This is a genomic window from Streptomyces sp. NPDC049627 (assembly GCF_044465645.1).
Lineage (GTDB): Bacteria > Actinomycetota > Actinomycetes > Streptomycetales > Streptomycetaceae > Streptomyces.
The window spans coordinates 140,963-153,996 of sequence record NZ_JBITLW010000021.1 but is presented as its reverse complement, the minus strand read 5'-3'; the positions used below and the strand labels follow the sequence as shown (position 1 = coordinate 153,996).

General features: G+C 73.0%; 12 protein-coding genes. 1 reads left to right on the top strand and 11 read right to left on the bottom strand.

Translation table 11 applies throughout. The annotated features are described in order from the left end of the window. The 9 genes from ACIBU0_RS41480 to pdhA form a co-directional block, all read right to left on the bottom strand. Window positions 1–266, bottom strand: a 266-nt coding sequence (locus tag ACIBU0_RS41480) for a Phenylacetic acid catabolic protein (RefSeq protein ID WP_398829313.1), incomplete at its 3' end; no start/stop codon positions are given. Window positions 267–349: 83 nt separating this feature from the next. Continuing rightward, on the bottom strand, window positions 350–1,171 hold the full coding sequence (locus tag ACIBU0_RS41475; RefSeq protein ID WP_398829310.1) for an enoyl-CoA hydratase/isomerase family protein: 822 nt from the start codon (window positions 1,169–1,171) through the stop codon (window positions 350–352). Next, a complete protein-coding gene (locus ACIBU0_RS41470) occupies window positions 1,168–2,022 on the bottom strand; it encodes a 3-hydroxyacyl-CoA dehydrogenase family protein (RefSeq protein ID WP_398829308.1) in 855 nt (284 codons plus the stop codon). The genes ACIBU0_RS41475 and ACIBU0_RS41470 overlap by 4 nt, the downstream gene beginning before the upstream one ends. After that, window positions 2,019–2,771 carry an enoyl-CoA hydratase/isomerase family protein gene (locus ACIBU0_RS41465; RefSeq protein ID WP_398829306.1) on the bottom strand — a complete coding sequence of 251 codons (753 nt, stop codon included), beginning with the start codon at window positions 2,769–2,771 and terminating at the stop codon, window positions 2,019–2,021. The genes ACIBU0_RS41470 and ACIBU0_RS41465 overlap by 4 nt, the downstream gene beginning before the upstream one ends. Continuing rightward, on the bottom strand, window positions 2,768–3,991 hold the full coding sequence (locus ACIBU0_RS41460) for a thiolase family protein (protein WP_398829303.1): 1,224 nt from the start codon (window positions 3,989–3,991) through the stop codon (window positions 2,768–2,770). The genes ACIBU0_RS41465 and ACIBU0_RS41460 overlap by 4 nt, the downstream gene beginning before the upstream one ends. Next, complete coding sequence (gene paaN / locus ACIBU0_RS41455; protein WP_398829300.1) at window positions 3,984–5,684, bottom strand: phenylacetic acid degradation protein PaaN; 1,701 nt, start codon at window positions 5,682–5,684, stop codon at window positions 3,984–3,986. The genes ACIBU0_RS41460 and paaN overlap by 8 nt, the downstream gene beginning before the upstream one ends. Before the next feature lie 143 nt (window positions 5,685–5,827). Further along, on the bottom strand, window positions 5,828–7,348 hold the full coding sequence (locus ACIBU0_RS41450; RefSeq protein ID WP_398829298.1) for a dihydrolipoamide acetyltransferase family protein: 1,521 nt from the start codon (window positions 7,346–7,348) through the stop codon (window positions 5,828–5,830). Next, window positions 7,345–8,391, bottom strand: coding sequence for an alpha-ketoacid dehydrogenase subunit beta (locus tag ACIBU0_RS41445; RefSeq protein WP_398829295.1), 1,047 nt, complete (start codon window positions 8,389–8,391; stop codon window positions 7,345–7,347). Before ACIBU0_RS41445 ends, ACIBU0_RS41450 begins: the two co-directional genes overlap by 4 nt. Before the next feature lie 3 nt (window positions 8,392–8,394). After that, on the bottom strand, window positions 8,395–9,516 hold the full coding sequence (gene pdhA, locus ACIBU0_RS41440) for a pyruvate dehydrogenase (acetyl-transferring) E1 component subunit alpha (RefSeq protein ID WP_398829293.1): 1,122 nt from the start codon (window positions 9,514–9,516) through the stop codon (window positions 8,395–8,397). Window positions 9,517–9,645: 129 nt separating this feature from the next. Between pdhA and ACIBU0_RS41435 the strand changes: the two genes are divergently transcribed. After that, complete coding sequence (locus ACIBU0_RS41435) at window positions 9,646–10,137, top strand: Lrp/AsnC family transcriptional regulator (protein ID WP_398829327.1); 492 nt, start codon at window positions 9,646–9,648, stop codon at window positions 10,135–10,137. 21 nt (window positions 10,138–10,158) lie between these two features. Here ACIBU0_RS41435 and ACIBU0_RS41430 read toward each other — a convergent pair whose 3' ends face one another. Together ACIBU0_RS41430 and hisC are read right to left on the bottom strand one after the other, a co-directional pair. Then, window positions 10,159–11,844, bottom strand: a complete 1,686-nt coding sequence (locus tag ACIBU0_RS41430) for an aldehyde dehydrogenase family protein (RefSeq protein WP_398829290.1) — start codon at window positions 11,842–11,844, stop codon at window positions 10,159–10,161. A 5-nt stretch (window positions 11,845–11,849) separates the two neighbouring features. After that, a complete protein-coding gene (hisC, locus tag ACIBU0_RS41425; RefSeq protein ID WP_398829288.1) occupies window positions 11,850–12,896 on the bottom strand; it encodes a histidinol-phosphate transaminase in 1,047 nt (348 codons plus the stop codon). Window positions 12,897–13,034: the final 138 nt, after the last annotated feature.

Genomic DNA, 13,034 nt, shown 5'->3' with positions numbered 1-13,034 from the left:
AGCCCGTGCCCGGCCTCGTCCTGCACCTTGGCGAACAGGATCGCCTTGCGGCGCAGCGACGGGGCACGGGTGATCCACTCCCCCTCGGGCTGCATACCGATGATCTCCGAGTGGGCGTGCTGCGCGATCTGCCTGATCAGCGTCCTGCGGTAGCCCTCCGGCATCCAGTCCCGCGGCTCGATCCGCTGGTCACGCGAGAGCGTCGCATCGAAGTGCTCCTGGAGCTGCCCCTCCGGGGGTGCCTCGGCGGCGTGTGACGCGGCCATCTGTACCACCTTCCCTACCGACCATTCGTTCGGTCGGCATCATGGTTGAGTTCTTCGTGGTCTGACAAGTGACGTCAGCCGGCTCAGCGTCCGGTGAAGGACGGCTGCCGGCCCTCGAGGAAGGCCCGCACCGCGGTCCGGTGGTCCTCGGTCCTGCCCAGCCGCTCCTGGGCCGCCGCCTCGCGTTCCAGTACCACGGGCAAGGCCGCCCCGTCGGTCCGCAGCAGCGCCTTGACCTCGGCGTACGCGGCGGTGGGGCCGGCGGCAAGACGCTTGGCGAGGGCCAGGCCCTCCGCGGCGGCGCCGCCGTCCGGCACGACGCTGTGGACGAGGCCCCACTGTTGTGCCGCTTCGGCGTCGAAGCGGTCGCCGAGGAGCATCAGGGAGGCGGCTCGCGACCGGCCGACCGCCTGTGCCAGAGCCCCGCTCAGACCGCTGTCGGCGGCCAGGCCGATCCCGGTGAAGGCGGTCGAGAAGCGAGCCCCGGCTCCCGCGACCCGCAGATCGGCACAGAGCGCGAGCCCCAGCCCCGCTCCAACGCAGGCGCCCTCGATGGCCGCGACTACAGGCTGCGGCAGCGCGCACAGTTCCTCGACGAGCGGGTTGTATTCGTCCCGGACGATGGCGAAGGCGGAGGCGGGGGCGCTCTCCAGGGCTCGCGCGTGCTCCTTGAGGTCCTGTCCGACGCAGAAGTGCCGACCCTCGGCGGTGAGCAGCACCGCCCGGACGAGGTCGCCGTCGCCGCGCACCCGGCGTATGGCGGCGCTCAGTCCGGCGCGCAACGACACGTCCAAGGCGTTTCCCGCAGAGGGCCTTCGGAGTTCGATGACGGCAACGCCGCCGTCCACGGTGTAGCCGACGCCGTGCCGCGTCTCGTCGGCCGGAAGCGGGCTCGTAACGCTCATTCCCACGTGTAGAACCCCTTTCCGGTCTTGCGGCCGAGCTCCCCACGGGCGACCTTCTCGCGCAGCAGCCGGGGAGGGGCGAAGCGCTCGCCGAGTGTGGCGTGCAGGTGCTCGGCGATGGCGAGGCGTACGTCGAGTCCGACCAGGTCGGTCAGGCGCAGCGGTCCCATGGGGTGCTTGTAGCCGAGCCGCATGGCGTCGTCGATCGCGTCCGGTTCCGCGACGCCCTCCTCGACCATGCGGATCGCCTCCAGGCCCAGCGCCAGGCCGAGGCGGCTGCTGGCGAAGCCGGGCGAGTCCTGGACGACGACGTCCTTCTTGCCGAGGCAGTGGGTCCAGCCGAGGGCCGCCTCGACGGTGTCGGCCGCGGTGTCGGGTGCGACGACGATCTCGACCAGTTCGGAGGCGGGCACGGGGTTGAAGAAGTGCATGCCCAGAAAGCGGGCGGGCCGGGTGAGGGCGGCGGCGAGGTCGGTGACCGACAGGGAGCTGGTGTTGCTGGCCAATATCGTGGTCGGGCCCACCGTCTGCTCGGCGGCGGCGAGGAGCCGGGCCTTGAGCGCGGCGTCCTCGGGAACGGCCTCGACGACCAGGTCGGCGTGCGGGGGCAGGGCGTCGACGGACGGAACCGTCGTCACCCGGGCCAGCACCTCCTCCGCGGGCTCGGCCAGTGCGCCCCGTTCGGAGGCTCTGTTCAGCCCGGCGGCGACGCGGTCCAGCGCCGCGGCCGCGGCCTGCTCGCCGCTCTCCACGACGGTCACGGCCGAACCGGCCGTCGCGAAGGACTGTGCGATGCCGGCGCCCATGCGTCCGCCGCCGATCACCGCGACGACTGTGGGGGCTGAGGTCATGCCCGGCTCCTCTTCTCCAGGAAGCGTGTCATGCGGTCCTTCTTGTCCTGTCCCTCGAACAGCACGGCCTGTGCCAGGTCGTCGGCGACCGGGTGGGCACCGGGTGAGTCGACGACGAGCTTCGTCAGCCGCAGGGCGGTGGCGGAGGAGCGGGCCATGCGGTCGAGCAGGGCGTGCGCCTCGTCCAGCAGCCTGTCCGCCGGTACGACACCGATGACCAGGCCCGCCGCCAGTGCCGCGGGCGCGTCGAGGTTCCGCCCGGCGAGCAGCACCTGCTTGGCGATCGACTCGCCGACCAGCTCGGGCAGGCGCCAGCAGGCCCCGGCCGCGGCGAGGATGCCGAGCCCGGGCTCGGGGTTGCCGAAGACGGCGTCCGGTCCCGCGATACGCAGGTCGCAGGCGTACGACAGTTCGGCGCCGCCGCCCAGCGCCCAGCCGTCGACGGCGGCGAGCGTGGGCATGGGGAGTCTGCGCACGCGCTCGAACAGGCGGCTGTTGATGCCCTGCAGGGCATCGTTCCGGCCGCGCCGCAGCAGCTCGGCGATGTCGGCGCCGCCCGCGAAGACACCGCCGTGCCCGGTGAGCAGCAGCAGCTTCGGATCGGCTTCCAGCAGACCGCACACCTCGTGCAGTTCGGCGATCATGCGGCCGCTGATGGCGTTGCGGGCCTCGGGCCGGTGCAGGGTGACGACGACCCGGTCCTCGCGTTCCTCGACGAGCAGCGTCTCGTAGGCGGTTGCGGTGCTCATACGCGCTCCACGAGCATCGCGACGCCCTGGCCGACTCCCACACACAGCGTCGCCAAGCCCCGGCGGGCGTCCTCGCGCTCCAGCCGGCCGAGCAGCGTCAGCAGAATGCGGGCGCCGGAGCAGCCGAGGGGATGGCCGAGCGCGATGGCGCCGCCGTCGGCGTTGACCCTCTCCTCGTCGAGCTTGAGACGGCGCATGACCGCCAGGGCCTGCGCGGCGAACGCCTCGTTCAGCTCTACCGCGTCCACGTCCCGGGCCTGCCATCCGGCGCGGGCCAGGGCCTTCTCCGTGGCGGGAACCGGGCCGAGGCCCATGACATGGGGCTGGACGCCGGCCGACGCGGAGGTGACGATCCGCGCCCGCGGGGTGAGCCCGTACCGCTCCACGGCTTCGGCGCTCGCGACCACCAGCGCGGCGGCGCCGTCCGACAGCGGCGAGGAGGAACCGGCGGTGACGATGCCGTCCTTGCGGAAGATGGTCCGCAGAGCACCGAGCCTCTCCAGCGTCGTGCCGGGGCGCGGCCCCTCGTCGCGGGTGACCTCACCGTCCTTCACCGGAACCGGCACGATCTCGCGGTCGAAGCGCCCCGCCTCCCGTGCCGCCACGGCCCGCTGGTGACTGCGCAACGCGAACGCGTCGGACTCGGCACGCGTGATGCCGTCCAGGGCCGCGACCTCCTCGGCCGTCTCCCCCATCGCCAGGGTCACCTTGACCGTCTCGGGACCGGCCCCCGCGGGCACCGCCCGGTCGGCGGCGGCGAAGCGCGGGTTGGTGAAGCGCCAGCCCAGCGAGGTGTCGTGCACCTCCCCCGGCTTGGCCCAGGGGGTGCCGGGCTTGGCCATCACCCAGGGGGCGCGGGTCATGGACTCCACCCCGCCCGCGACCACCAGGTCCGCTTCCCCGGAGCGGATCGCCTGGGCGGCGCTCGCGACCGCGGTCAGCCCGGAGGCGCAGAGCCGGTTGACCGTGTAGCCGGGGACGGTGTGCGGCAGCCCCGCCAGCAGCACGGCCATGCGCGCCACGTCCCGGTTGTCCTCACCCGCCTGGTTGGCGGCCCCCAGGACCACCTCGTCCACGGCCTCGGCCGGGATCCCGGCACGGCGCACGGCCTCAGCCACCACCAGGGCGGCCAGGTCGTCGGGACGCACGGAGGCCAGTACGCCGCCGTAGCGGCCCTGCGGGGTGCGCGCGCCGTCGATCAGGAAGACGTCGTCAGACATGGGCGGACTCCTCGAAGGGAACGGGCCGACGCGACTGCAGCGTCGCGAAGCGGCCGGTGACGAAGGCGGGGTCGGACAGGGTGGCGCTGGCTGCCGGGTTGGCGGCACTGCCGTGGAAGTCGCTGAAGGCGGCGGACTGGTTGACGAAGACGGCGCCGGTCAGGTTCTCCGACAGATGCACGCCGGCGTCCAGAGCGGTCTCGCGGGCCGCCGCCAGCACGTCGTCGTCGGTGGTGTACACGGAGGCGGTCAGCGCGCCGTACCGCCGGACGGTTTCGTGCAGGAGCCGCAGGCCGTGCGCGGTGGAGTCGGTGCCGATGACGAACGAGACCGGGCCGAACCACTCGCTGGTGTACGTCTTCTCGTCGGCACCGGCGTCGAGCCGGGCCACCAACGGGGTGCGGACGACCGCGTCGGGGTGTTCGGGGTGCGCCACCTCCCGGGAGGGGTGCGCGATACGGCCGCTGAGGACCGTCGCCGCTTCCTCCAGCCGGTTCAGGACGCCCTCGTTCACGATCGCGCCCAGGGTGCCGGCGGCACGCGCGGGGTCGCCGAGCAGCTTGTCCAGCGCCGTACCCAGGTCGGTGGCGAACTCGTCGGCCGTGCGCGGCCCCTGGTCGGTGGTGAAGCCCTCGCGCGGGACCAGGATGTTCTGCGGGGTGGTGCACATCTGGCCGCTGAAGAGGGCGAGCGAGAAGGCCAGGTTGCGCAGCAGTCCCGCGTAGTCGTCGGTGGAGTCGACGAGGACGGTGTTGAGTCCGGCCTTCTCGGTGTGCACGGCGGCCTGGCGGGCGTTGGTCTCCAGCCAGTCGCCGAACTCGCTCGACCCGGTGAAGTCCACGATGCGCACATCGGGGTGCGTGGCCAGGGCGGTGGCGGTGCGCTCGTCGGGGCGCTGGGCGGCGAGCAGTACCACGTCCGGCTCGAATCCGGCCTCCGTCAGGACCTCACGGGCGATGCGCACCGTGATGGCCAGCGGCAGCACGGCCCGCCGATGCGGCTTGACGATCACCGGGTTGCCGGTGACCAGGCTCGCGAACAAGCCCGGGTAGCCGTTCCAGGTGGGGAAGGTGTTGCAGGCGATCAGCACGGCGACGCCGCGTCCGACCGGGGTGAAGGTCTTGTCCATGGCGAGCGGGCCGCCCCTGCGCTGCGGCTTGCTCCAGCGGGCGGTGGCCGGGTGGCGCTTCTGCTCGTACCAGGCGTACGCCACCGCTTCGAGCCCGCGGTCCTGGGCGTGCGGGCCACCGGCCTGGAAGGCCATCACGAACGGCTGGCCGGTGGTGTGCTGGACGGCGTGCGCGATCTCGAAGCTCGCCGCGTTCAGCCGGGCCAGGATCTCGGCCGCGACTCCGGCCCGGGTGTCGGGGCTGGCGGCGCGCCATGCCGTGGCAGCGGCCTTGGCCGTGGCGACGGCCGTGTCGGGGGCGAGGTAGGGGTAGGTGACGTCGAGCGGGAAGCCGTAGGGCGAGAACTCGGTGGCGGGGACGGTGCCGGCGGTGGGGTGTCCTTCGAGGGGGAAGGCGTTGCCGAGGAGGGCGCGGAAGGCGGCCTCGCCCTGCTGGGGCGCCTCGGCTCCGTAGTCGGAGGTGCTGGGTGTCTCCGGGTACGGAGTCCAGTAGCCGCGGTCGGCGGCGTGCTCCACGGCCTGCTGGAGCAGGGCTGCGTGGCGGGCGTAGAAGTCGGTGGACATGGGGAACTCCTGGCCGAACGTTCGGTAGATCGATGGACGTAGTCCGCCCAGGGGCGGATGCGCGGAAGGCTGGAGGTCAGGGACTGAGAGTCGAGGCTGAGGAGTGTTGGGCCGGGCTGAGGCCTACGGATGAGGTCGGCGGATCAGACGTCCGCGAGCAGGATCGCCGGGCGCTCCACGCAGTCGGCCACGAAACGCAGGAAGCCACCGGCCACTCCGCCGTCGCAGACCCTGTGGTCGAAGCTGAAGGAGAGCTGTGTGACCTTGCGGACCGTCAACTCGCCGTCCACGACCCAGGGTTTGTCGACGAGGCGGCCCACGCCGAGGAGGGCGGCCTCCGGGTGGTTGATGATCGGTGTGGATCCGTCGACGCCGAACACCCCGTAGTTGTTGAGGGTGAAGGTGCCTCCGGTCAGCGCGTGCGGCGGCAGGTTCCCGCCGCGGGCGAGCTCGGTCAACCTGGCGAGTTCGGCGGCCAGTTGGACGGTCGTCATGAGGTGGGCGTCGCGGACGACCGGGACGACCAGCCCGCGTTCGGTCTGGGCGGCGAACCCCAGGTGCACCTCGTCGTAGCGGAGGATCTCCCGGCGCTCGGTGTCGACGGTGGAGTTCAGCTCGGGGAAGCGGCGCAGTCCGGCCACACAGATGCGGGCGAACAGCGCCAGCAGGCCGATGCGGGTGCCGGTGCCGGCGGACTCCAGCGCCCTCTTGGCCTCGAGCAGCCCGGTCGCGTCCACGTCGACCCAGGTGGTGGCGTCGGGGATCTCGGTCCGGCTGCGGGAGAGCTTGTCGGCGACGGCGCGGCGGACTCCGCGCAGGGGGATGCGCTCGGGGCCGGCCGCCGTGGTCGGCTCCTGCGGTGCGGGGTCGGGGGCCGCGGCCCCGTCGGCCGGGTTCGGGCTCGCAGTCTGCCCGGCCCGGGCGATGGCCTGCTCGACGTCCCTTCTGAGGACGACTCCCGCCGGGCCGGACGGTGACACGCCGGTGAGGTCGATGCCGTGGTCCCGGGCCATCCTCCGAACGAGGGGCGAGATCGCCCGGGGGGCGTGCGATGCGGTGGCGGTGGCGGCCGAGGTGTCGGGTGCGGGGTGCGACGCGGATACGGCGCCGCCCGCCGGTGCGGCACTGTCGACCGCGCCGGATCGCTGCGCGGCACTGGCGCTCCGGGCGGCTCCGGCAGACGCGGTGCTCGCGGACGGGCCCGCTGCCGCTGCGGCGCGCCGACGGCGGCGGCGCGAGGTCGTCGGGCCGTGGCCGGTGCCGTAGCCGATCAGCACATTGCCGGATCCGGCCTGTTCCTCCTCCCGGTAACGCTCCGCCGCCGCGTCGGCCGGCACCACCGGCTCCGGTGCGCCACCCGTCTCCTCGGACCGGGGCCCGCAGGCGGACCCGTCGGCCCCGGCGGGGGCGCCCGCCCCCACGGTGATCAGCGGCTCCCCCACCGCCAGCGCCGCGCCCGCCTCCGCGTGCAGCCGGAGCACGGTGCCCGCGTACGGGACCGGCACCTCGACCGCGGCCTTGGCGGTCTCGACCTCGACCACGACCTGGTCGACGGTCACGGTGTCGCCGACGGCGACCTTCCACTCGACGATCTCGGCCTCGGTCAGCCCTTCGCCGAGGTCGGGCAGCCGGAACAGCTGCTCCAGGCGCGTTGCCGTGGTCATGCGACCGCTCCCTTCAGCAGATGCCGGGTGTCCGGTTCGTCGCCGAACTGGAGGCGATCGACGGCGTCGAGGACCCGGTCGACACCGGGCAGATGCGCGTGCTCCAGCTTCGGTGGCGGATACGGGATGTCGAAGCCGGCCACTCGCAGTACGGGTGCGGCCAGCGAGTGGAAGCAGCGTTCCTGGACGCGCGCGGCGATCTCCGCCCCCACCCCGGCGAAGCCCTGTGCCTCCTGCACGACCACACAGCGCCCGGTCCGCCGTACGGAAGCCGTCACCGTCTCGTCGTCGAAGGGGACGATCGTGCGCAGGTCGACGACCTCCAGCTCGATGCCCTCGGCCGCCGCGGCCTCGGCTGCGGCCAGCGCCACCGGGACCGACGGCCCGTACGCGACGACCGTGGCGTCACGCCCCTCCCGCCGTACGGCAGCCCGCCCGAACGGCAGCGCACCGCGCCGCTCCAGGTCGGTGTCCTCCCTCGACCAGTACAGCTTCTTCGGCTCCAGGAAGACCACCGGGTCCGGGTCGGCGATGGCGTCCCGCAGCAGCCAGTACGCGTCCTCGGCGGTGGCCGGGGTGACGACCTTCAGGCCGGGGGTGTGCGCGTAGTAGGCCTCGCTGGAGTCGCAGTGGTGCTCGACTCCGCCGATCCCGCCCGCGTACGGGACGCGGATCACCATGGGCAGCGTGAGCCGCCCCCGGGTCCGGTTGCGCAGCTTGGCGACGTGGGAGGCGATCTGCTCGAACGCCGGGTAGGCGAAGGCGTCGAACTGCATCTCCACCACGGGCCGGAAGCCGCCCATCGCCATGCCGACGGCGAGTCCGACGATGCCGGCCTCGGCGAGCGGGGTGTCGAAACACCTCTCCTCGCCGAAGTCGCGGGTCAGTCCGTCGGTGATGCGGAAGACGCCGCCGAGCGGGCCGACGTCCTCGCCGAAGACGAGCACGCGGTCGTCCTCGCGCAGTGCGTCGCGCAGCGCGGCGTTGAGCGCCTGCGCCATCGTGACCTTGGCGGCCTTGGTGGCCTTTGTGGTCTCGGCCATGGGTCAGTCCTCCTGAGTCAGGGCGGTCTCGGCGAGCTCGGCCGCCAACTGGGCGCGCTGCTCCAGCAGTTGAGGGGTGGGCTCGGCGTAGACGTGGTCGAAGAGCTCCATCGGGTCGGCGGTGGTGTCCGCGTTCATGCGGGTGCGCAGGTCCGCGGCCAGGGCTTCCGCCTCCTCCCGTACCGCCGCCGCGTCGGCGTCGGTGAGGGCGCCACGGGCCCGCAGGTGTGCCTCCAGCCTGCTGAGGGGGTCCGCGGCGCCCCAGCGCTCGACCTCCTCGGCGTCGCGGTAGCGGGTCGCGTCGTCGGCGTTGGTGTGCGCGTCCATGCGGTAGGTGTGCGCCTCGACCAGGACGGGGCCGTGCCCGGCGCGGGCGTGCGCGACGGCGTCGGTGAGCACCGCGAGCACGGCGACCAGGTCGTTGCCGTCGACCTGCTCGGAGCGCACCCCGTAGCCGATGCCCTTGTAGGCGAGGGCGGGCGCCGCGGTCTGCCGGGCCAGCGGGACGGAGATCGCGTACTTGTTGTTCTGGACGAAGAAGACGACCGGCGCGCGGAGGACGGCCGCGAAGTTGAGCGCCTCGTGGAAGTCGCCCTCGCTGGTGGCGCCGTCGCCGATCAGGGCCATCGCCACGCCGTCCTCGCCCTTGCGGCGCTGCGCCTCCGCCATGCCGGTGGCGTGCAGCACCTGGGTGGCCAGCGGGGTGCACTGAGGGGCTACGCGGGTGGCGGCCGGGTCGTAGCCGCAGTGCCAGTCGCCGCGCAGCAGGGTGAGCACCTCGACCGGGTCGATGCCTCGGGTGACCAGGGCGACGGAGTCCCGGTAGGTCGGGAACAGCCAGTCGTCCGGGCGCAGTGCGAGCACGGCGCCGATCTGGCAGGCCTCCTGGCCCCGGCTGGACGGGTAGACGGCGAGCCGGCCCTGCTTGGTGAGCGCGGTGGCCTGCGTGTCGAAGCGGCGCCCCAGGACCATCCGCCGGTAGGCCTCGCACAGGGCCTCCGCCGAAGGCTCGTGGTAGCCGGCCGGGGGCTTGGCCACGGGGGTGCCGTCCTCGGCCACGAACCGCACCGGCGTGAGGGACGGCAGGAGGCCTTGGACCGTCTGTCGGAGGCTCTTCACGGACATGGAGGGCGCTCGCTTTCTCTGGACGCTTGACAGGAGAATGGTGACGACGAGGGAATATGTGTTCAAGACTTCGCGTGAACCGCAGATGAAGTGCCGAATTCCGATGTTCTGGAGAGCAATGTGTCCGAGATGGACTCACCGGCGGGGGCCGTGCCCGGACGAACTGCCGTCCCGCTCGACGACACCGACCGCCAGATCCTGGCCCGGCTGCTGAAGGACGCCCGCCAGTCGGTCCGCGCGCTGGCCGAGCAGGTGCACATCTCGCGCGCCAACGCCTACACGCGCATCGGCAGGCTGATGGCCGAGGGGGTGATCACCGGCTTCACCGCGCAGCTGAACCCCAAGCGGGCGGGCCTCGGCACGAGCGCCTACATCACGTTGAGCACCGAGCAGGCCGCCTGGCGGGACATCTCACGCGAGCTGCGCGAGATCCCGTACGTGGAGCATGTCTCCCTGGTGACGGGCGACTTCGACGTCCTGGTGCTGGTGCGCGCGCCGGACAACGAGGCGTTGCGCTCGGTCGTGCTGGAGAGCATCCAGGGCGTTCCCGGGGTGCGTTCGACACGGACCTGGCTGGTGTTCGACGAGGTGCGGGGGCGCGGGGCGGACTGGACGGGCTGACCGGGGGTACCGGCCGGCCCGTCAGGCGCCGACGAGTTGCTCGGGGTCGCGCACGGCCGGGCGTACGGCAGTGGCGAGGCGGCCGCGCGAGCGCACCACCCGGAACCGTCCGGTGACGAAGTGCGCGCCCCCGCCCGGCGGTTCGGGCGCGGCCGAGGACGGGTCGGCAGGGAGGTCGTCGGCGAGGTTCTCCACCAGGTGGACCCCGGCGTCGAGCGCCGCCGCCTCGGTGGCCGCCAGCACCAACGGGTCGGTCGAGTGCACCACGGCGAACAGCGCACCGTGGCGGCCGACCGTGCGGCGGAAGATCTCCAGGCTGTGCGAGGTCGAGTCGGTGCCCACCAGAAAGGAGACCGGCCCGGGCCACTCCCGGGCGTAGACCCGTTCGTCCCGCGCCCCCAGCCGGACCACGAGCGGGCTGCGCAGGTCGGCGCCGGGATGGTCCGGATGGTGCAGCGCCCCGGAGGCGTGCACCACCGCGCCGTATCGCGCGGCCTGCGTCAGCCCCATGCGCACCTCGTCGTCGACGATCGCGCCCAGCAGCCTCGCCACGCGTGCCGGGTGCCCGAGCAGCCGGTCGACGGCCTCGCCGAGGTCGGCGCCGAGGTCACGGAGGGTCTTGCGCCCCTCGTCGGTCGCGATGCCCGTCGCGGGCACCAGGATGTTCTGCGGTGTCGTGCGGACCGTTCCGTTGCACAGGCACAGGGAGAGCGCGAGGCCGTGCAGCAGGCCCCGGTAGTCCTCGGTGGAGTCGAGGACCACGGTGTTCAGCCCGGTCCGGTGGGCGAACACGGCGGCCTGCCGGGCGTGTTGCTCCAGCCAGTCGGCGAACCGGGCCGGGCCGGTGAAGTCGACGATGCGCACCGCCGGGTCCGTGGCCAGCCGCTGCCGCAGGGGCTCCCCGGGTGTCGCCACCGCCAGGGTGACGAGGTCGGGGTCGTGTCCGGCCTCCGCCAGCACCTGCCGCGCGACGCGCACGGTGATCGCCAGCGGCAGCACGGACCTGGGATGCGGGGCCACGATCACCGGGTTGCCGGTCACCAGGCTGGCGAACAGGCCCGGCCAGCCGTTCCAGATCGGATGCTCGGGGCAGCCGACGAGCAGCGACACACCGCGCGGCGCCAGTGCGCAGGTGCCCGCCATCGCCAGCGGTTCCTTGCGGCGGCGCGGACTCTCCCAGCGCAGGTCCGCCGGAACGCGCTCCGACTCGGCGAACGCGCGGGCCACCACCTCCAGTGCGCGGTCCTGGGCGGGTGGCCCGGCGGCCCGGAAGGCGGCCGCAAGGGACCGGCCCGTGGTGTGGTGCACGGCGAGCGCCAGTTCATGGCTGCGGGTGTTCAGCCTGCGCAGTATCTCCACCGCCACCCCGGCCCGCTGGTACGGCCCGGCGGCCCGCCAGCCGGCCATCGCCCGGCCGGCGGCCGCGACCAGCGCCGCTGGGTCGCACCGCGGATAGCCGATGTCCATGGCGATGCCGTACGGCGAGGACTCTGTGCACACCCGGCCGAGTTCACCGGGCTGGCCGAGCTCGAAGGCGCGGCCCAGCAGCGAGCCGAACACCTTCTCCGCGGTCCGTGTCGACCTCATGCCCGCGTCGGTGCCACCCCGCCCCGCGCGGGTGAACGGTGCGCAGCACTCACCGGCCGCCACGGCCCGTACCGCCTGCTGGAGCAGCTCGCGATGCCGCTCGTACGGCCCCACGCGCATGGCTGTCAGCCTCTCCAGCTCGCGGCGAGCGCGAGCAGGGCGTCGTTCTCCGCCCGCAGCCCGATCGTCACCCGGACGCCCTCGCCGACGAACGGGCGCACGACGACGTCGTCGGCGAGGCAGTGCAGGGCGAAGTCCCCGCTTTCACCGGCGAGCGGCAGCCAGACGAAGTTGGCCTGGGAATCAGGGACTTCGAAGCCGATGGCACGCAACCGCCGTGTCACCCGTTGCCGTTCGGCGACGGTGATGGCGGCCCGCCGGACGACCTCCGCGTGCTCGCCGAGGGCGACCATCGCCGCCTCCTGGGCGAGCGCGCTGACGCTGAACGGGATCTGGGTCTTGCGGACGTGCGCGGCGATGCCGGGCGGGCCCACGCAGTAGCCGACCCGCAGCCCGGCCAGGCCGTACGCCTTGGAGAAGGTCCGCAGCACCACCACGTTCGGCCGGTCGCCGAGCAGCGCGAGGGCATCGGGGACCAGCTCGGGGTCGGCGTACTCCCGGTACGCCTCGTCGACGACGATCAGTACGTCCCCCGGCACCCGGTCCGCGAAGTCGCGCAGCGCCTGCTCGCCGACCGCGGTGGAGGTGGGGTTGTTGGGGTTGCAGACGAAGACCAGCCGGGTCCGGTCACTGACCGCCTCGGCCATGGCGTCGAGGTCCAGCCCGTGCGCACGCAGTGGGACCTGCACCGCCGTACCGCCCGCCACCGTCGTGAGGATCGGGTACGCCTCGAAGGACCGCCAGCCGAAGACGACCTCGTCGCCGGGCCCGACGACCGAGTGCAGCAGCTGTGCGCAGACCTCCGAGGACCCGGCGCCCACCGCGATCCGCTCGACCTCGACGTTGTGGTGCTCGGCGAGGGCCTGTACGAGTGCCGTGGCGCTCAGGTCGGGATACCGCGACACCCCGCCTGCCATTTCCGCGAGCCTCGCCGCGACACCGGGCAGCAGCCCGTACGGAGACTCGTTGCTGGCCAGCGCGACCGCACCGGGCATTTTTCGGCCGGGGACGTAGGCGGGCAACTGGGCCAGGGACGAACGGACGCGCACCATGCTCGACTCGCTTCTGCAGCGGCGGGGCCGGAAGTCGTGCCTCCGGGCACTTGACAGGAGAATCGTGGACAGCAATCGACAAACGTTCAACCAATTGGGAAATCAGGCGACAGACTGCCGCTCCGCCACTCCTGTACC